Consider the following 18,973-nt stretch of genomic DNA (forward strand, 5'->3'; position numbering starts at 1 on the left):
ATACGCCCCCATGAAAACCCTCCGCCTGCGCCCCGGCAAGGAACGCTCCCTCCTGCGCCGCCATCCCTGGATCTTCGAATCGGCCATCGCCAAGGGCGGCGGCGACAGCGGGGAGACCGTGCGGGTGGAATCCGCGGACGGCCGCTTCCTCGCCTGGGCAGCGTTCAGCCCGACCTCCCGCATCCGCGCACGCGCCTGGAGCTTCGACGAGGCCCAGCGCATCGATGCCGCCTTCTTCACCGCGGCCGTCGCCCGGGCCGTGCGCGCGCGGCAGCGCTTTGCCATCGAGAGCGACGGCGTGCGGCTGGTGCACGGCGAATCCGACGGACTGCCCGGGCTCATCGTGGACCGCTACGGCGACACCCTGGTGGCGCAGTTCACCAGCGCCGGCACCGAGCGCTGGAAGGCCGTGCTCGCCGATGCCCTGCTCGCGGCCACCGGGCTCGCGAAGCTGTACGAGCGTTCGGATGCGAGCGTGCGGCAACTGGAAGGCCTGGAGCCCGCCACCGGCTGGCTGCGCGGCGACGGGCCCACCGAGCTGTCCATCCGCGAACACGGCTGGCGCCTCACCCTGGACATCGCCGAGGGCCACAAGACGGGCTTCTACCTCGACCAGCGCGACAGCCGCCACCGGTTCTCGGAGGCGGTGCGCCGGCTGGGCGCGCGCAGCGTGCTCAACTGCTACTGCTACACCGGGGGCTTCACCGTGGCGGCGCTCGCGGGCGGCGCGGAGCACGTGACCTCGATCGACTCGTCCGGCCCCGCGCTGGAGCGCGCCCGGGCCCATGCCGCGCTCAACGGCTTCGACGCCGGCCGCACCGAATTCCTCGATGCCGACGTGAACGCCTCGCTGCGGCGCCTCCTCCAGGAGGGCCGCCGCTTCGACGCCATCGTGCTCGATCCCCCGAAGTTCGCGCCCACCGTCGCGCATGCCGAGCGCGCCGCGCGGGCCTACAAGGACATCAACCGCCTCGGCCTGCAGCTGCTCTCGCCCGGCGGGCTGCTCTACACCTTCTCGTGTTCCGGCGGGATCAGCGCCGACCTGTTCCACAAGATCGTGGCCTCGGCCGGCGCCGATGCGGGCGTGGACGGCTACATCCTGGAGCGGCTCGGCGGCGCGCCCGACCACCCCATGACCCTCGAATTCCCCGAGGGCGAATACCTCAAGGGGCTGGCGGTGATGCGCAAGGGGGACTGAGGGGCGCCACCGGCCCGGCCTCGCCCGGTGCCGCCATCTCGACGCGGCCGCGGCCGCCGCGCTTGGCGGCGTAGCAGGCGGCATCCGCCTCGGCCAGCAGCGTCTCCGGCGTTTCCTGTCCGCCGCCGAACGGCCGCACGCCGATGCTCGCGCCGATCCGGAATGTGTGCTGGGCTGCATGGAACGGCTCGCCGCGCAGCACGTCCACGATCTGCAGGCCGACGTCCCGGGCCCCATGCCGGCTGCAGTGCCGCAGCAGCACCACGAATTCGTCGCCGCCCAGCCGCACCAGCGTGTCGTCGCCGCGCACGCACCGTCGCAGCCGGCCGGCCACCTGGCAGAGCACCTGGTCGCCCGCCGCATGGCCGGCTTCGTCGTTCACGGCCTTGAAGCCGTCCAGGTCGATGAACAGCAGGGCATGGGGCCCGGAATGTACCGACAGCTCCTGGATGCTGCCGGCCAGGCCCCGCCGGTTGAGCAGCCCGGTGAGCACGTCGTAGCGCGTCTCGGTGCGCAGCTGCTCGGCCAGCACCCGCAGCTGCTGCTCGCTTTCGCGGGCGCGCAGTTCCGCGGCACGCAGTTCGCTCTCGTGGCGCTTCACCGCGGAGATGTCGGTGTGCAGGGCATAGTTCTGGCCGCCGGCGCTGCGGTTCATGGCCACCCGCATCCAGCGGTGCCCCGGCAGCGGCACCTCGAACGGAGCCCCGGCGAAGTAGGCCGCATCGTGCAGGGCCGCGGCGAGGTCCTGCGCCCGCTGCCGGCGCTCGTCCGGGTCGGGTGCGGCATCCCAGAGCCGCTGCACGATCTGCACGTAGGTCTGCTGCTCCAGCGCCGAGCCGGAGGGCAGGCCGTACAGCAGCACGAAGTGCTCGTTCGCGAACAGGATGCGGCCCTCGTCGTCCAGCACCGTCGCGGCCTCGCCGACGTCCTCCAGCATCTGCCGCGTGCCGGACGACGGCAGCTGCGCCTGGCTGTCGGGCAGCACGTCCAGGCCGGATGGCTCGCTCGCATGCGCGACGTGCTGCCAGACGCGCACCCGCCAGCCGCCGGCCTGCGGCACCGCGGCCACGCGCAGCCAGCGCCCCCGGTGCTGGAACACGAAAGGGCGCGTCTGCGTGCGGTGGCGGACCAGGCCGTCGGCGATGAACCGGTCGATGTGGGGCAGGTCGTCGGCCGGCAGCCGCCCGAGGTAGAAGCGCCTCAGGTTGTCGGCATAGGGCTCGCCTGCGTGGACGTGGCCCTCGTGCTCCGGGAAGAAGCGCAGGAACGACGGATTCCAGAGGACGGTGCGCTCCCCGGCATCGAACACGCACATGGCGATGCCCAGGGATTCCAGCAGATCGGCGGTCAGGCGGAAGTCCATGGCCTGGGGTGGGAGGAACGACAGGGAGCGGATCGGAAGGACGATTCCATGGAACACCACTATGTAACAACTGCCGCGTCGGCGATGGGAACAGATGGCGGCCGTCCTTGCTGCTGTCGGGGCTTGACAGCCTCGCTAAACTTTTGCCATGGCGTTCCGCACCGGCGCGCCGCATTTCGCCGAAAGCATTCCAGACCATGTCCCTCATTCCCGTCACCATCCTCACCGGTTTCCTCGGCTCGGGCAAGACCACCCTGCTCAAGCGCGTGCTCACGGAGGCGCACGGCCAGAAGATCGCCGTCATCGAGAACGAGTTCGGGGAGGAGAACATCGACAACGACATCCTGGTGACGGATTCCAAGGAGCAGATCGTGCAGATGAGCAACGGCTGCATCTGCTGCACCATCCGCGAGGACCTGCGCGAGACGCTGCAGCTGCTGGCCGCCAAGCGCCGCAAGGGGATGCTGGAGTTCGACCGCATCGTGATCGAGACCACCGGCCTGGCCGACCCGGGCCCGGTGGCGCAGACCTTCTTCATGGACGAGGAGATCGCCGAGACCTACCTCATCGACTCCATCCTCACCCTGGTGGATGCCAAGCACGCCGCCCAGCAGCTGAACGACCGCCAGGAGGCGCGCCGCCAGGTGGGCTTCGCCGACCAGATCTTCCTCTCCAAGACCGACCTGGTGCCGGCGGAGGAGACCGACGCGCTGATCCACCGCCTCAAGCACATGAACCCGCGGGCGCCGATCAGGGCGGTGCATTTCGGCGAGGTGCCGATCGCCGAGGTGCTCGACCTGCGGGGCTTCAACCTGAACGCGAAGCTCGACATCGACCCCGACTTCCTGAAGGAAGAGGACGGCCACGACCACGCGCATGGCCACGACCATGAGCACCACGACCACGACCATGCGCACGGCGAGCACTGCAGCCATCCCTCGCACCAGCACGGCGGCCATGGCCACCACCATCACCACGACGACGACGTGAAGAGCTTCGTCTACCGCGCCGACCGCCCGTTCGATCCGGCCAGGCTGGAAGACTTCCTGGGCGCGATCGTCAACATCTACGGCCCCCGCATGCTGCGCTACAAGGGCGTGCTGCACATGAAGGGCACGGAGCGCAAGGTGATCTTCCAGGGCGTGCACCAGCTCATGGGCAGCGACCTGGGCCCGCAGTGGGCGGAGGGCGAGAAGCGCCAGAGCAAGATGGTCTTCATCGGCATCGAGCTGCCGCAGGACATCTTCCAGCAGGGCCTGGAGCAGTGCCTGGTCTGACGGCTGCCGGGGGCGGCTTGTAGGATAAGCGCCACTTCTCGCTCCCCGGCCGTGCGGACGCGGGATCGGCCGATACAATCGCGCCCCGGCAAAAACGGCAGGGAACCACCGCCGCACCGACCGCTTTCGCGGCACAGCGCGGCACGGGTGGGAACCGGATTTGCCGCACCGCCGTTCCATCGTCGTGGAAACCGCCGGACGTGGGAGGTGGACTTCTTCCCGTTTGGATCAATTGACCGTACCATCCACGGCACCGTCGCCGGCCCCCCCGCCGGCGCAGCCAGCCCATTAAATACCATGCCTACGACCCTGCAAGCGCAAACGCCCGTCACGGCCGCCAAGAAAGACCCGAAGCTGGCCAACAACTGGAAGACCAAGCCGGCCGAGGAGCTGACCGACGCCGAGGTGCTTTCCATGCCCGACGGCGAGTACATGAACGAGAAGCAGCTGGCCTTCTTCCGGCACAAGCTCGTTCAGCTCAAGCAGGACATGCACAACAACGCGGGCGAGACGACCGAGCACCTGCGCGAGGACACCGTGGTGGTGCCCGACCCGGCCGACCGCGCCACGATCGAGGAAGAGCACGCGCTGGAGCTGCGCACGCGCGACCGCGAGCGCAAGCTGCTCAAGAAGATCGAGCAGTCCATCGCGCGCATCGACGCGGGCGACTACGGCTACTGCGACGAGACCGGCGAGCCGATCGGCGTCGGCCGCCTGCTGGCCCGGCCCACCGCCACGCTCTCGCTCGAGGCGCAGCAGCGCCGCGAACTCAAGCAGAAGATGTTCGGTGACTGAGACGGTGTAAGCTCGGTCGTGCGGAGGGTGCGTCCCGCAGGCTCCGCCGGCATTCCGCCTTTCGCCATCTTCCGCCCGGCCGCCGCCAGCGCGCCGCGGCGAGCGCCCGGAGCCACGACCCGCCCATGAGCAAGGAAGAATCCTCCCGCGGCCTGTTGTCCAAGGTGGTGCGCTTCGTGCGCAATCCCACCGTCAACTGGAACGAACTCGATTCGATCGACGAGGACCGGGAGAGCCAGTACAGCAAGCAGGTGCTCAAGGAAATGATCGAGCGCAAGCGCCGCAACGACTTCGTGCGGCGCCGTGAATTCGATCAGCTGCGCAAGCTGCGCCAGCGGGAGGCGCTGCACGGCCAGCAGTCGGAGGACCCCGCCGCGCGCGCTTCGTTCTTCCATACCAGCATCACTTCGCCGGACGACCGGGCGGTCACGCTCAAGAAGATCGACGAGATCGAGGCGCAGATGTCGCAGCAGTGGTGGAAGGGCAAGCAGTCCTCCGGCGCCACCTCGCCCGGTACGCTCGCGCCTCCCCCACCGGCCGCGCCTGGTGCCGCCGAGGCCGATGCCGACATCGACGCCGTGCACGCCCGCGCATTCGCCCCGACGGCGCCGGCGAGCCTGCCGGCCCACCTCGCGCAGGCGGGCGTGCAGCCGCTTTTCTCCGGAGAGAGCATCGCGCCGCCCGCAGCGGATTTCGGCGCCGCCACGGAGCCGCTGCCCTATCCGGGAGCTGCCGCGTCCGGCGCGTCCTTCCCGGTGTCCCCGCCGCTGCTCACCGAACGCGCCGAGCCGCAGTACGCGCCGGCCCCTGCGGCGCAGCCCGAGCCCTTCGTGCACGAGCCCGATCTCGAAGAGGCCGCCATCCTTTTCGCCAACGGCGACCATGCCGGCGCCGAGGCGGCCCTGCTCGACGTGCTGCGGCAGCACGAGGGCGACGGCCCGGAGCGCCAGGCCGAATTCTGGATGGCGCTGTTCGATCTCTACCGCGCCATCGGCGAGCACGAGCGCTTCGAATCCCTGGCGATCGATTTCGCGGCGCGTTTCGGCCGGTCGGCGCCCCTGTGGTTTTCCGTTCCCGAACTGCTGGGCCTGCAGGTGGCCGCGCCATCGGCGCCGCTGCCGGCTTCCGCGTCCGCCGGCGCCGCGGCGCCGGCGCGCGAATTCGTGTGGAACGCGCCCTCCGTGCTCGCTCCCCAGTCGGTGGCGGCGCTGCAGGCATCCGTCGCGCGGGCCGCGGCATCCCCCTGGACGTTCGTCTGGACGCGCCTCATGTCCATCGAGGAACCGGCCCTGCCGGCCCTCGCGCAGCTGTTCGGCCGGTGGGCGGACGGCACCGACGCCATCGTCTTCAAGGACGTGGATGCCTTGTCCAGCCTGCTCGAAGCCCGCACCCCGTCGGGCGACCGGGGCGTCGCCCCCGACTGGTGGCGCCTGCGCATGGCCGCGCTCCGGCTGATGGGGCGTCCCGACGAATTCGAGCTGGTCGCCCTCGACTACTGCGTCACCTACGAAGTCTCGCCCCCGTCCTGGGCGGCATCCCGGTGCAGCTATTCGGACGACGGCGGCACGGCCGGCGGATCGGCCGCACCGTCCGGCGCGGCGGGTTTCGAGGCCGACGCCTTCTCGTCGGGCTTCGGCGAGCCGTCCTCCCGGCCCTCGGGGCTGGAGGAAGCCGCGCCCGCGGCGATGCTGTCCGGGCACATCGAAGGCGACGCCACCCCCATGCTGGAGCCGCTGGAGGCGCACATGCGCGCCGGCGTGCCCTTCGCCATCGGCTGCGACCGGCTCGCGCGCGTGGATTTCGCGGCCGCCGGCTCGGTCCTCAACTGGACGGCCGCCCACCAGGACCAGGGCCACGTGGTGCAGTTCACCCAGATGCCGCGGCTGGTGGCCGTGTTCTTCAACGTGATCGGCATCAACGAGCACGCGCTCATCGTGCCCCGCCGCAACTGAGGCAACCGGCCCGGCCACCGAGGCCCGGGAGCGGCCCGCGGAACCCGGCGAGGCGGTTGCGGCGAGGCGCCGCGTCGCAGATACTCCGCTGTTGCAATCCGGGCGCCCGGCCCCACCTCCGGACGCTATGGAACAGTTTCACGGCACCACCATCCTCAGCGTCCGCCGCCAGGCCGCGGACGGCACCATCCAGGTCGCCATCGGCGGCGACGGGCAGGTCACGCTCGGCAACATCGTCGTCAAGGGTTCGGCGCGCAAGGTGCGCAAGCTGCACCACGGCCGGGTGCTCGCGGGCTTCGCTGGCGCCACGGCCGACGCCTTCACGCTGTTCGAGCGCTTCGAGGCCAAGCTGGAGAAGCACCAGGGCCACCTGACGCGCGCCGCCATCGAGCTCACCAAGGACTGGCGCACCGACCGCGTGCTGCGCCGCCTGGAGGCCATGCTGGCCGTGGCGGATGCCAGCGCCTCGCTCATCATCACCGGCAACGGCGACGTGCTGGAGCCCGAGCAGGGCATCGTCGCGATCGGCTCCGGCGGCGCCTATGCGCATTCGGCCGCCAAGGCGCTGCTGAACCACACCGAACTGTCCGCCGAGGAGATCGTGCGCAAGTCGCTCGCCATCGCGGGCGAGCTGTGCATCTACACGAACATGCACCACACCGTGGAAACGCTCTGACCCCCTGGCGCCGCGGCGCAGACCCCGTCGCGCGCGGTGGGCCGTTCCTGCCTGGCCCGCCCGCCGCCCTTCCTTCCGGCCGCTTCCCGGCCCCGTTCCGCACCGAGTGACCCCCATGTCGTCCATGACCCCCCAGGAAATCGTCTCCGAGCTCGACCGCCACATCGTCGGTCAGTCGGGCGCCAAGCGCGCCGTCGCGATCGCGCTGCGCAACCGCTGGCGCCGCCAGCAGGTCGAGGCCGGCCTGCGCCAGGAAATCACCCCGAAGAACATCCTCATGATCGGCCCCACCGGCGTGGGCAAGACCGAGATCGCCCGGCGCCTCGCGCGGCTGGCGGATGCGCCGTTCATCAAGGTGGAGGCCACGAAGTTCACCGAGGTGGGCTACGTCGGCAAGGACGTGGATTCGATCGTGCGCGACCTCGTCGAGGTGGCGGTGAAGCAGACCCGCGAGACCGACATGAAGAAGCTGCGCGCCCGCGCGGAGGATGCCGCCGAGGACCGCATCCTGGACGTGCTGGTGCCCTCCGCCCGCACCGGCGAGCAGCCGGCCGACAACACCGCCCGCCAGGTGTTCCGCAAGAAGCTGCGCGAAGGCCAGCTGGACGACAAGGAAATCGAGATCGACCTCGCCGACGCCCGGCCCCAGCTCGAGATCATGGGCCCGCAGGGCATGGAGGAGATGGCCGAGCAGCTGCGCGGCATGTTCAGCCAGATGGGCCAGGAGCGCCGCAAGGCCCGCAAGCTGCGCATCGCCGAGGCGCTCAAGCTCCTCACCGACGAGGAGGCCGCCAAGCTGGTGAACGAGGAGGACGTGAAGACCCGCGCGCTGCAGAACGCCGAGCAGAACGGTATCGTCTTCATCGACGAGATCGACAAGGTCGCCACGCGCCAGGAGGCGGGCGGCTCCGACGTGTCGCGCCAGGGCGTGCAGCGCGACCTGCTGCCGCTGGTCGAGGGCACCACCGTGAGCACCAAGTACGGCATGGTGAAGACCGACCACATCCTCTTCATCGCCTCGGGCGCCTTCCACCTCGCCAAGCCCAGCGACCTGATTCCCGAACTGCAGGGACGCTTCCCGATCCGCGTCGAGCTGGAGTCGCTGTCGGTCGGCGACTTCGAGGCCATCCTCACCCAGACGCACGCCTCCCTCGTGAAGCAGTACGAAGCCCTGCTGGCCACCGAGGGCGTCACGCTGGAATTCGTGCCCGAGGGCGTCACGCGGCTGGCGCGCATCGCGTTCGAGGTGAACGAGCGCACCGAGAACATCGGCGCGCGGCGCCTTTCCACCGTGATGGAGCGGCTGCTGGACGAGGTGAGTTTCGACGCCGCGAAGCTGTCCGGCCAGACCGTGCGGATCGATGCCGCCTACGTGGACGGGCGCCTGCAGAGCCTCAGCCAGGACGAGGATCTTTCGCGCTACATCCTGTAAGAAGCGCTCTTTTCCTACAGACGAGCGGGAATTTCGCAAGAAATTCCCGCGCCCTCCGCTGCCGCCCGTGCATTCCACTGCCGGGCGGCAGCTTGGCTTTTGCGCCACATTCCGGCCTCCATGGGGAAGGAGGCGGACGGGTCCCGCGAAGTCCCTGCCGGCTGGTTACTCTCAGGTATCACATGCATACGGATCGCTAAGTGCTTATCCATCAAGGGATTTTGCCTCCCAAGGATTTTGTCAATCGGCGCTAAGTTGTTGATTTCATTGCAATACTTTGTTGCACCCGGACCGCTGGTCGGGACTTTTCCTGCTACAGTGCAAAAAAGTGCAATTAAGTGGTGAAAAGTGCCCTCCGAACCCGTTTCCGCGGGATGCGGCGGCGACAACATTGTCGGGATCTGATCGGTGTTTCAAGGGGCGTCATCGCTGAGTCTGGATGCAAAGGGTAGGCTTTCCGTGCCCACCCGGCATCGTGACGTCCTGAGCGCCACCGCTGCCGGCCAGCTCACCATCACCAAACACCCCCACGGCTGCCTCATGGTCTTCCCCCGCCCCGAATGGGAGAAGTTCCGCGAGCGCATCGCCGAGCTGCCGATGTCCGCCCAGTGGTGGAAGCGCATCTTCCTGGGCAACGCGCAGGACGTGGACATGGACGGCACCGGCCGCGTGCTCGTGGCGCCCGAGCTGCGCCAGGCGGCCGGCATCACCCGCGACGCCATGCTGCTGGGCATGGGCCACCATTTCGAACTCTGGGACAAGGCCACCTACGAGGCCCAGGAGGCCCAGGCGATGCAGGGCGAGATGCCCGAGGCTTTCAAGGACTTTTCTTTCTGAAGGCCATGGCTGATACCGCTCTCATGCACACCACCGTCCTGCTGGACGAGGCGGTCGATGCCCTGCTCGGGGGCGCCGGCCCCGCGCCTTCGGGCGTCTTCGTCGACGCGACCTTCGGCCGGGGCGGGCATTCCCGCCGAATACTGGAGAGGCTGGGGCCGGATGGCCGCCTCGTGGCCTTCGACAAGGACCCCGAGGCGATCCACGAAGCAGCGCGCATCACCGATGCGCGCTTTTCCATTCGGCACGAAGGTTTTCGCCATATGGCCGAGCTGCCGGAGCGCAGCGCCGCCGGCATCCTCATGGATCTGGGCGTGAGTTCGCCGCAGATCGACAGCCCCGGCCGGGGCTTCAGCTTCCGCTTCGACGGCCCCCTCGACATGCGCATGGACACCACGCGCGGCGAGAGCGTGGCCGACTGGCTCGAGACGGCCGAAGTGGGGCAGATTGCGGAGGTGATTCGTGAATACGGTGAAGAACGGTTTGCTGGCCCCATTGCAAAGGCGATTGTTGCTCGGCGCGCGGAGCGCGGCCCGCTGCGCACCACTTCCGAGCTGGCCCAGCTCGTGGCTGGCGCGGTCAAGACCCGCGAAGCCGGGCAGAACCCCGCCACCCGGACCTTTCAGGCTCTTCGGATTTTCATCAACGCCGAGCTGGAAGAGCTGCAGGCCGCGCTAGAGGCGTGCCTGCGCGTGCTGGCGCCGGGCGGCCGGCTCGCGGTGATCAGCTTCCATTCGCTGGAAGACCGCATCGTCAAGCAGTTCATCGCGCAGCATTCGAAAGAGGTCTACGACCGCCGCGCGCCCTTCGCCGCGCCGCAGCCGATGCGGCTGAAGGCGCTGGAGCGCATCAAGCCGGGCGCCGCCGAGGTCGAGGCCAACCCGCGCGCGCGCAGCGCCGTGATGCGCGTGGCCGAGCGTACGGAGGTGCCGGCATGACGCGCCTGAGCCTCGTGCTGCTGCTGGGCGTGCTCGCCAGCGCGCTCTACCTCGTGCACACGCAGTACGAATCGCGCCGCCTCTTCACCGAGCTGGACCGCGCCATCGCCGAGTCGCGCCGCCTGGAGACCGAACACCAGCGCCTGCAGGTCGAGAAGCGGGCCCAGGCCACGCCGCTGCGCGTCGAGAAGCTCGCGCGCGACCGGCTGCAGATGCGCACGGCCACGCCCGCGATCACCCAGTACGTGGCCGGCGACGGCACGCCCGTCGTGACGGCGGCCGCGCCCATGGCCGGCGCCTCCGTCAGCGCGGCGGCACCGCGGGGAGCGCGCCGATGAGCCGCAGCGTGCTCTACACCTCCAGCCCGCTGCTGGCGAGCAAGACGCCCGTCTGGCGCAGCAAGTTCATCGTCGCCATGGTGGCGCTGGGCTTCCTGGCGCTCGCCGGGCGCGCGGCCTACGTGCAGGTGATCGGCAACGACTTCTTCCAGCGCCAGGGCGAGGTGCGCTTCGCGCGCACGCTGGAGCTGCCCGCCAACCGCGGGCGCATCCTGGACCGCAACGGGCTCATCCTCGCCTCCAGCGTGCCCGCCGCCAGCATCTGGGCCATTCCGGAAGACGTCGAGCAGGACAAGCCCGAGGTGCAGGCCAAGCTGCCCCAGCTGGCCAAGCTGCTGGAGATGCCGCTGCCGGCCCTGAAGGCGAAGCTGGCCGACGAAGACAAGACCTTCGTCTGGATCAAGCGCCAGCTCGACTGGGAGGTGGGCCAGCAGATCGCCGCGCTCGACATCAAGGGCATCTACCAGCGCAAGGAATACCGGCGCCAGTATCCCGAGGGCGAATCCGCCGCGCACGTGGTGGGCTTCACCAACGTGGAAGACCACGGCCAGGAGGGCGTGGAGCTCGCCTTCGACAAGGACCTGGCCGGCAAGGCCGGGTCGCGCCGCGTCATCAAGGACCGCATGGGCCGCGTCGTGGAAGGCGTCGGCGCCGAGGTGCCGCCGGTGGACGGCCGGGACATGCAGCTGTCGATCGACAGCAAGGTGCAGTTCTTCGCCTACCAGAAGCTGCGCGACCAGGTGGCGCTGCACAAGGCCAAGGCCGGCAGCGTGGTGGTGATCGACGCGCACACGGGCGAGCTGCTGGCGCTTGCCAACTACCCGAGCTACGTTCCCGACAAGCGCCAGAACCTCACCGGCGAGCAACTGCGCAACCGCGCCATCACCGACGTGTTCGAGCCCGGCTCCACGATGAAGCCGTTCACCATCGGGCTCGCGCTGGAGACCGGCCGCGTGCGGCCCGACACCATCGTCGACACCAACCCCGGGCGTGTCACGATCACGGGCTCCACCATCTCCGACACCCACAACTACGGGGTGCTCACCGTGGAGGGCGTGATCCAGAAGTCCAGCAACGTCGGCACCACCAAGATCGCCATGCAGATGCCGGCCAAGGAGATGTGGGAAACGTTTTCCGCCGCCGGCTTCGGCCAGAAGCCGCAGATCCACTTCCCCGGCGTGGTGAGCGGCCGGCTGCGCCCCTACAAGACCTGGCGTCCGGTGGAGCAGGCCACCATGTCGTACGGCTACGGCCTCTCGGCCAGCCTGCTGCAGATGGCGCGCTCCTATACGGTGTTCGCCAACGACGGCAAGATCATTCCCGCCACCATGCTCAAGACCGGCGAGCCCGCCGTGGGCGTGCCGGTGTTTTCCCCGCGCACCGCCACGCAGATCCGCAAGATGCTGCAGATGGCCGCCGGCCCCGGGGGCACGGGCCAGCAGGCGCAGACCGTGGGCTACTCCGTCGGCGGCAAGTCCGGCACGGCGCGCAAGCAGGTCGGCAAGAGCTACGCCTCCGGCAAGTACCGCGCCTGGTTCACGGGCATGGCGCCCATCGAGAAGCCGCGCATCATCGTCGCCGTGATGATCGACGAGCCCAGCGCCGGCTCGTTCTACGGCGGCGCCGTGGCCGCGCCGGTGTTCAGCGAAGTCGTGCAGCAGACGCTGCGCATGATGGGCGTGGCCCCGGACATGGCCGTGAAGCCCCGCATCGTCGCCAACAGCGTCGAGGAGTCGCTATGAACGAGATCGAGCCCGTTCCCGAGAACCCGACCCCGCCGCTGCTCGGCTCCGTGCCCGAGGCGCTGGAATGGCTGCGCGCGCGCATCGGCGCCGGCAGTGGCACGCTGCGCACCGACAGCCGCCAGGTCGGGCCCGGCGACGCGTTCATCGCCTGGCCGGGCGCCGCCACCGATGGCCGCATGCACGTGGGCGAGGCGCTCGCGCGCGGCGCGGCCGCCTGCCTCGTCGAGCGCGAAGGCGTGGAAGCCTTCCGTTTCGGGGCCGAGCGCGTCGCCGCGCTGCGCGACCTGAAGGCGGCCACCGGCCTGCTGGCGTCCGACTGGTTCGGCATGCCCACGCAGCGGCTGGACGTGATCGCGGTGACGGGCACCAACGGCAAGACCAGCACCACCTGGTGGCTGGCCGATGCGCTCAACCTGCTGGCCGGCGCCGGCCTCGCGCCCCAGGGCGGCTGCGGCCTGGTCGGCACCCTGGGCGTGGGCATGCCGCCCGAGCTGGAAGGCACGGGCCTCACCACGCCCGATCCGGTGCGGCTGCAGCGCGCGTTCGCCGGTTTCGTGGCGAACGGCCTGGGCGCCTGCGCCATCGAGGCATCCTCCATCGGTCTCGCGGAGCACCGCCTCGCCGGCATGCGCATCCGCGTGGCCGTGTTCACCAATTTCACGCAGGACCACCTCGACTACCACGCGGGCATGGCGGCCTACTGGCAGGCCAAGAGCGCGCTGTTCGACTGGCCCGGCCTGCAGGCGGCCGTGGTGAACATCGACGATCCGCGCGGCGGCGAACTGGCGGACACGCTCGCGCAGCGCCCGCTGGACCTCTGGACCACGTCGATCACCGGCCCGGCCCGGCTGCAGGCCCGCGACATCGCCTGGGGCGAGGGCGGCCTGCGCTTCACGGTGGCCGAAGGCGTGCAGGCCCACGTGCTGCAGACGCGCGTGATCGGCCACTACAACATCCACAACCTGCTGGCCGTGGTCGCGTCGCTGCGCGCGATCGGCATCCCGCTGGAGCACGCGCTCTGGGCCTGCGCGCAGCTCGCGCCCGTGCCCGGCCGCATGGAACTGCTCCACGAGCCCGGCCGGCCGCTGGTGGCCGTGGACTACGCCCACACGCCCGATGCGCTCGAGCAGGCCCTGCAGGCACTGCGGCCCGTGGCCGCGCAGCGCGGCGGGCGCCTGTGGTGCGTGTTCGGCTGCGGCGGCAACCGCGACCGCGCCAAGCGCCCGCTCATGGGACGCATCGCCCAGCACCGGGCCGACGCCGTGATCGCCACCAGCGACAACCCGCGCAACGAAGACCCCGGCGCCATCCTGCACGAGATCCTGCTGGGCACCGTGGCGGGCACGACCGTGCAGGTGGAGCCCGAGCGGGAGGCCGCCATCGCGCGCGCCATCGCCGAAGCGGACGCGCGCGACGTGGTGCTGATCGCCGGCAAGGGACACGAGGACTACCAGGAGACCGCGGGCGTGCGCCGTCCGTTCTCCGACGCCGCGCAGGCGCGCGCCGCGCTGGCGCTGCGCCCCGCCGCGCCCACCGCGCCCACCGCGCCCACCGCGCACGCCGCAGGCCCGGGAGCCGCCGCATGAACGCCTCGGCGACGATGCTCACCCTGCAGGAGGCGCATGCCCTGGTGCAGGCGCGCATTCCGCAGGCGCGCCTCGTGGGCGCGACCGGATCGCAGCAGCCGCCGCCACTCCGCCGCGTGCACACCGACACGCGCACCCTGCAGGCCGGCGACCTGTTCGTGGCGCTGCGGGGCGAGCGCTTCGACGCCAACGATTTCCTCGCCCAGGCGCGGGATGCCGGTGCCGCGGCCGCGCTCGCCCACCCGGGCCGCCTCGCTGCCGCGGGCCTGCCCGGCATCGAAGTGCCCGACACCCTGGCGGCGCTGGGCGCCCTGGCCACGGGCTGGCGTGCGCGCTTCGATCTGCCCCTCGTCGGCGTGACGGGCAGCAACGGCAAGACCACGGTCACGCAGATGATCGCGTCGGTGCTGCGCGCCTGGAAGGGCGAGGCCGCATTTGCAACGCAAGGCAACTTCAACAACGACATCGGCGTGCCGCTCATGCTGCTGCGCCTGCGGGCCGCGCACGAGGCCGCGGTGATCGAGCTCGGCATGAACCACCCGGGCGAGATCGCCCTGCTGGCCGGCATGGCGCGGCCCACGGTCGCGCTGGTCAACAACGCGCAGCGCGAGCACCTCGAATTCATGCACACCGTGCAGGCGGTGGCGGAGGAAAACGGCTCGGTGCTCTCCGCGCTGCCACCGGACGGCGTGGCCGTGTTCCCGGCCGCGGATGCCTATGCACCGCTCTGGCGCGGCCTGGCCGGCGCGCGCCGCTGCCTCACCTTCGCCGACCAGGCGGGCGTGGCGGCGGACGTGCGCTGCACTCGTGCCCGCTGGGAGGCCGGCGCCTGGAGCGTACAGATCGACACGCCGCAGGGCGCGTTCGGTGGCACGCTGCGCATCGCGGGACGCCACAACGTGGCCAATGCCCTGGCCGCCACGGCCTGCGCGCTGGCCGCGGGTGCACCGATCGACGCCATCGCACGCGGCCTCGCGGCCTTCGAACCCGTCAAGGGGCGCTCGCGCGCCTTCGTCGCCACCGTGGCGCCGCCGGGCGGAGCGCCGCGGCGGATCACGGGGGTGGACGACACCTACAACGCCAATCCCGACTCCATGCGCGCGGCCATCGACGTGCTGGCCGAACTGCCCGGCCCGCAACTGCTGGTGATGGGCGACATGGGCGAGGTGGGCGACCAGGGCCCGCAGTTCCATGCGGAGGCGGGGGCGCATGCGCGCGGGCGCGGCATCGGCCGGCTGTTCGCGCTGGGAGCGCTCGGCATTCACGCCGTGCAGGCCTTCGGGCCGAACGCACGGCATTTCGACGACATGGCATCGCTGCTCGAAGCGGTGCGCAAGGCCGCACCCAAGTCGGGCAGCGTGCTGGTGAAGGGATCGCGGTTCATGAAGATGGAACAGGTGGTGCAGGCGCTGGAAGCGCCGGAAGTGCCGGACGTATCGGCGCAGGGCCACCATCGGCAGGGAGGCGTCGCATGCTCCTGATGCTCTCCCAGTGGCTGCAGGGCCTGTCGCCCGAATTCGGCTTCTTCCGCGTCTTCCAGTACCTCACGTTCCGTGCGGTGATGGCGGCCATGACGGCGCTGCTCATCGGCCTCGTGGCCGGCCCGAAGGTCATCCGCATGCTCACCGCGCTCAAGATCGGCCAGCCGATCCGCGGCTACGCGATGGAGTCGCACCTGTCCAAGAGCGGCACGCCCACCATGGGCGGCGTGCTCATCCTGGGCGCGATCGCCATCTCCACGCTGCTGTGGTTCGACCTCTCGAACCGCTTCGTCTGGGTGGTGCTGGCCGTCACCCTGGGCTTCGGCGCGATCGGCTGGGTGGACGACTGGCGCAAGGTCGTGCGCAAGGACCCGGAGGGCATGCGCTCGCGCGAGAAGTACTTCTGGCAGTCGGTCATCGGCATCGTGGCCGCGCTCTACCTGGTGTTCTGCATCTCCGAGAACTCCAACGCCCGCGTGTTCGAGCTGTTCGTCACCTGGATCCAGTCGGGCTTCTCGATGGACCTGCCGCCCCAGGCGGGCCTGCTGGTGCCGTTCTTCAAGGAAGTGAGCTACCCGCTCGGCGTGCTCGGCTTCGTGATCCTGACCTACCTCGTCATCGTGGGGTCGAGCAATGCGGTGAACCTCACCGACGGCCTCGACGGCCTCGCGATCATGCCGGTCGTGATGGTGGGCGCGTCCCTCGGCGTCTTCGCGTACGTGACGGGCAGCGCGGTCTATTCCAAATACCTGCTCTTCCCCTACATCGCCGGCGCGGGCGAGCTGCTGATCTTCTGCTCGGCGATGGCCGGCGCGGGGCTCGCGTTCCTGTGGTTCAACACCCATCCGGCGCAGGTCTTCATGGGCGACGTGGGCGCGCTCGCGCTCGGCGGCGCCCTGGGCACCATCGCCATCATCGTGCGCCAGGAGATCGTGCTGGCCATCATGGGCGGCATCTTCGTGGTCGAGGCGCTCTCGGTGATGCTGCAGGTCACCTGGTTCAAGTACACCAAGCGCCGCTACGGCGAAGGCCGGCGCCTGCTCAAGATGGCGCCGCTGCACCACCACTTCGAGAAGAGCGGCTGGAAGGAAACGCAGGTCGTCGTGCGGTTCTGGATCATCACCATGCTGCTGTGCCTGATCGGCCTCACCACCCTGAAGCTGCGATGAACCCGATCGACCGCGACCGCCTTTCCATGCCCGACGGCAGCCTTCCGGATGCCGGGGCGGAGCCGTTGCCGCTGGCCCATGGGGTTGCCGGCGTCGTCCCGCCTTCGGACGCCATGCCGTCGCCGGTGGAGGAAAGCGGCGAGGTCGATGCCTCCGCTGACGTGGCTGAAGTTCCGGACCCGGCTCCGGCAGCCGGTGGCACGCAGTCCGCTGCTCCCGCCCCCGTCTCCGCCGTGGATGCCGCAATGGCCGGGATCGACATGACCGCGCCGCGGGTGTCGGCCGCGCAGCAGGCCGCGGAGTTCGTGGCCCGCATCTTCGCCGACGTGCAGCCGGAGAGCGAACAAGCACCTGCCGCGGCGGACCGCGACCAGCCCGCTGCGGCGCAGGCCGATACCGAAGCCGGCGCCGCGAGCGTGGATGGCGACGCGCCGGCCGTGCCGGAGCAGGACGCCGCCGCGGTGCCGCAGGGCCGGCCCGCCGACACGCTGCGTCCGCTGGCCGGGCAGCGCATCCTCATCCTCGGCCTGGGCGCCTCGGGCCTGGCCATGGCCCGCTGGTGCGTGCGCTGCGGCGCCGACGAGGTGACCGTGGCCGATACCCGCACCGCGCCGCCGCAGCTCGCCGCCCTGCAGGCCGAGCTGCCGCAGGTGCGCTTCGTGCCGGGCGCGTTCGATGCCGCGCTCGTGCAGGGCCGTGCGCTGCACGCGGTGTACCGCTCGCCGGGCCTCTCGCCCGACACGGTCGCGCCGGTGTTCGTGGCCGCGGGTGCGGAAGGCATCGCCACGGGCGGCGAGCTGGGCCTGTTCGCGATGGCGCTCGCCGCGCTGAAGGCATCGCACGGCTATGCGCCCGCGGTGCTCGCCATCACCGGCACCAACGGCAAGACCACCGTCACCTCGCTCACCGGCCTGCTGGTGGAATGCGCCGGCCGCTCGGTGGCCGTGGCCGGCAACATCGGCCCGACGCTGCTGGACACCCTGGGCGAGCGGCTCGACGGCGACGCGCTCCCCGACGTGTGGGTGCTGGAACTCTCCAGCTTCCAGCTCGACGGCGCCACCGGCTTCGAGCCCACCGCGGCCACGGTGCTCAACGTCACGCAGGACCACCTCGACTGGCACGGCGACATGCCCGCCTACGCGAATGCCAAGGCCCGCATCTTCGGGGCATCCGGCCTCATGCTGCTCAACCGCGACGATGCCACCGTCATGGCGATGCTGCCGCCGCCCGTGCGCGTGAAGCTCCAGAAGCCCCAGTTGCGCGCCCACGTGACCTTCGGCGCCGACATGCCCCAGCGCCCCGGCGACTTCGGCATCGAGACCGTGAACGGCATGGCGTGGCTGGTGCGGGCGCTGGAGGCCGACGAGACGGCCAAGCGCACGCGCGGCCGCGCCGAGGAAGACCTGCACATCCAGCGCCTGATGCCGGCCGACGCGCTGCGCATCCGCGGCCGCCACAACGCCGTGAACGCACTGGCCGCTCTGGCGCTCGCGCATGCCGCCGGCTGCGCCCTGGCGCCGATGCTGTACGCGCTGCGCGAATACCGCGGCGAGCCGCACCGCGTGGAGCCCGTGGGCCGCGTGAACGAGGTCGAATACTTCGACGACAGCAAGGGCACGAACGTGGGCGCCACCGTGGCCGCGCTCGGCGGCCTGGGCGCGGAGCGACGCGTCGTCGTCATCCTGGGCGGCGAGGGCAAGGGGCAGGACTTCTCGCCGCTGGCCATGCCCGTGTCGCGCTACGTGCGCGCGGCCGTGCTGATCGGCCGCGACGGCCCGCAGATCCGCGCCGCGCTGCGGGACGCGGGCGTGCCGCTCGTCGATGCCGCCACGCTGCCCGAGGCCGTGCGCCTGGCCGCGCAGCGGGCCCATGCTGGCGACGCCGTGCTGATGTCGCCCGCCTGCGCGAGCTTCGACATGTTCCGCAACTACGAACACCGCGCCGAAGTGTTCCGCGAGGCCGTGCAGGTGCTCGCGCAAGAGGCCGGGCAGGCACTGGAAGGGGGGCTCGCATGAGCGCCGACGCAACGGTTTCCCGCGGATGGCGCCAGCGCATGTCCGGCTGGTTCGGCGGTGGCGACGCACCCGCGGCCGACGTGCTGCCCGTGCGCGTGGGCGGCACGGAATACCGCCAGATCACGACCACGCCGGCGCGCGTGCTCGGCTTCGACCAGGCGCTGCTCTGGG

At 70.6% G+C, this 18,973-nt stretch carries 15 protein-coding genes; 14 read left to right on the forward strand and 1 reads right to left on the reverse strand.

Features of this window, described 5'->3' with window-relative positions:
* Window positions 1-10 precede the first annotated feature (10 nt).
* Window positions 11-1,198: a class I SAM-dependent methyltransferase gene (locus Q9R47_RS07100; RefSeq protein ID WP_311232506.1), complete on the forward strand. Its 1,188-nt coding sequence runs from the start codon at window positions 11-13 to the stop codon at window positions 1,196-1,198.
* Here the strand turns inward: Q9R47_RS07100 and Q9R47_RS07105 are convergent.
* The gene (locus tag Q9R47_RS07105; protein ID WP_311232507.1) at window positions 1,164-2,561 is read right to left on the reverse strand and encodes a diguanylate cyclase domain-containing protein; all 1,398 of its coding nucleotides are present in this window, start codon (window positions 2,559-2,561) and stop codon (window positions 1,164-1,166) included. The genes Q9R47_RS07100 and Q9R47_RS07105 overlap by 35 nt on opposite strands.
* 197 nt (window positions 2,562-2,758) lie before the next feature.
* Here Q9R47_RS07105 and Q9R47_RS07110 point away from each other — a divergent pair, with 197 nt between their 5' ends.
* The 13 genes from Q9R47_RS07110 (at window position 2,759) to murD (ending at window position 18,802) form a co-directional block, all read left to right on the forward strand.
* Window positions 2,759-3,838, forward strand: coding sequence for a GTP-binding protein (locus Q9R47_RS07110; protein WP_311232508.1), 1,080 nt, complete (start codon window positions 2,759-2,761; stop codon window positions 3,836-3,838).
* Window positions 3,839-4,135: 297 nt separating this feature from the next.
* Window positions 4,136-4,633 carry an RNA polymerase-binding protein DksA gene (dksA, locus tag Q9R47_RS07115; protein ID WP_311232509.1) on the forward strand — a complete coding sequence of 166 codons (498 nt, stop codon included), beginning with the start codon at window positions 4,136-4,138 and terminating at the stop codon, window positions 4,631-4,633.
* A gap of 125 nt (window positions 4,634-4,758) precedes the next feature.
* Window positions 4,759-6,585, forward strand: coding sequence for an STAS domain-containing protein (locus tag Q9R47_RS07120; RefSeq protein ID WP_311232510.1), 1,827 nt, complete (start codon window positions 4,759-4,761; stop codon window positions 6,583-6,585).
* 127 nt (window positions 6,586-6,712) lie between these two features.
* Window positions 6,713-7,261 carry an ATP-dependent protease subunit HslV gene (hslV, locus tag Q9R47_RS07125; RefSeq protein WP_311232511.1) on the forward strand — a complete coding sequence of 183 codons (549 nt, stop codon included), beginning with the start codon at window positions 6,713-6,715 and terminating at the stop codon, window positions 7,259-7,261.
* 115 nt (window positions 7,262-7,376) lie between these two features.
* Window positions 7,377-8,693: an ATP-dependent protease ATPase subunit HslU gene (gene hslU / locus Q9R47_RS07130; RefSeq protein ID WP_311232512.1), complete on the forward strand. Its 1,317-nt coding sequence runs from the start codon at window positions 7,377-7,379 to the stop codon at window positions 8,691-8,693.
* 408 nt (window positions 8,694-9,101) lie between these two features.
* Window positions 9,102-9,530, forward strand: coding sequence for a division/cell wall cluster transcriptional repressor MraZ (gene mraZ, locus Q9R47_RS07135; protein WP_311232513.1), 429 nt, complete (start codon window positions 9,102-9,104; stop codon window positions 9,528-9,530).
* Window positions 9,531-9,535: 5 nt separating this feature from the next.
* Window positions 9,536-10,468, forward strand: coding sequence for a 16S rRNA (cytosine(1402)-N(4))-methyltransferase RsmH (gene rsmH, locus Q9R47_RS07140; RefSeq protein ID WP_311232514.1), 933 nt, complete (start codon window positions 9,536-9,538; stop codon window positions 10,466-10,468).
* Complete coding sequence (gene ftsL, locus Q9R47_RS07145; RefSeq protein ID WP_311232515.1) at window positions 10,465-10,806, forward strand: cell division protein FtsL; 342 nt, start codon at window positions 10,465-10,467, stop codon at window positions 10,804-10,806. Before rsmH ends, ftsL begins: the two co-directional genes overlap by 4 nt.
* Complete coding sequence (locus Q9R47_RS07150; protein ID WP_311232516.1) at window positions 10,803-12,548, forward strand: penicillin-binding protein 2; 1,746 nt, start codon at window positions 10,803-10,805, stop codon at window positions 12,546-12,548. The genes ftsL and Q9R47_RS07150 overlap by 4 nt, the downstream gene beginning before the upstream one ends.
* Entirely contained in the window at window positions 12,545-14,137 is a 1,593-nt protein-coding gene (locus Q9R47_RS07155) for a UDP-N-acetylmuramoyl-L-alanyl-D-glutamate--2,6-diaminopimelate ligase (protein WP_311232517.1), read from the forward strand. The genes Q9R47_RS07150 and Q9R47_RS07155 overlap by 4 nt, the downstream gene beginning before the upstream one ends.
* Window positions 14,134-15,618 carry a UDP-N-acetylmuramoyl-tripeptide--D-alanyl-D-alanine ligase gene (gene murF / locus Q9R47_RS07160; RefSeq protein ID WP_311232518.1) on the forward strand — a complete coding sequence of 495 codons (1,485 nt, stop codon included), beginning with the start codon at window positions 14,134-14,136 and terminating at the stop codon, window positions 15,616-15,618. Before Q9R47_RS07155 ends, murF begins: the two co-directional genes overlap by 4 nt.
* Entirely contained in the window at window positions 15,609-16,787 is a 1,179-nt protein-coding gene (mraY, locus tag Q9R47_RS07165; RefSeq protein ID WP_311232519.1) for a phospho-N-acetylmuramoyl-pentapeptide-transferase, read from the forward strand. The genes murF and mraY overlap by 10 nt, the downstream gene beginning before the upstream one ends.
* The gene (gene murD / locus Q9R47_RS07170; protein ID WP_404977113.1) at window positions 16,784-18,802 is read left to right on the forward strand and encodes a UDP-N-acetylmuramoyl-L-alanine--D-glutamate ligase; all 2,019 of its coding nucleotides are present in this window, start codon (window positions 16,784-16,786) and stop codon (window positions 18,800-18,802) included. The genes mraY and murD overlap by 4 nt, the downstream gene beginning before the upstream one ends.
* The last annotated feature ends 171 nt before the right edge of the window (window positions 18,803-18,973 follow it).

Source organism: Acidovorax sp. PRC11 (assembly GCF_031844105.1).
GTDB lineage: Bacteria > Pseudomonadota > Gammaproteobacteria > Burkholderiales > Burkholderiaceae_C > Paracidovorax.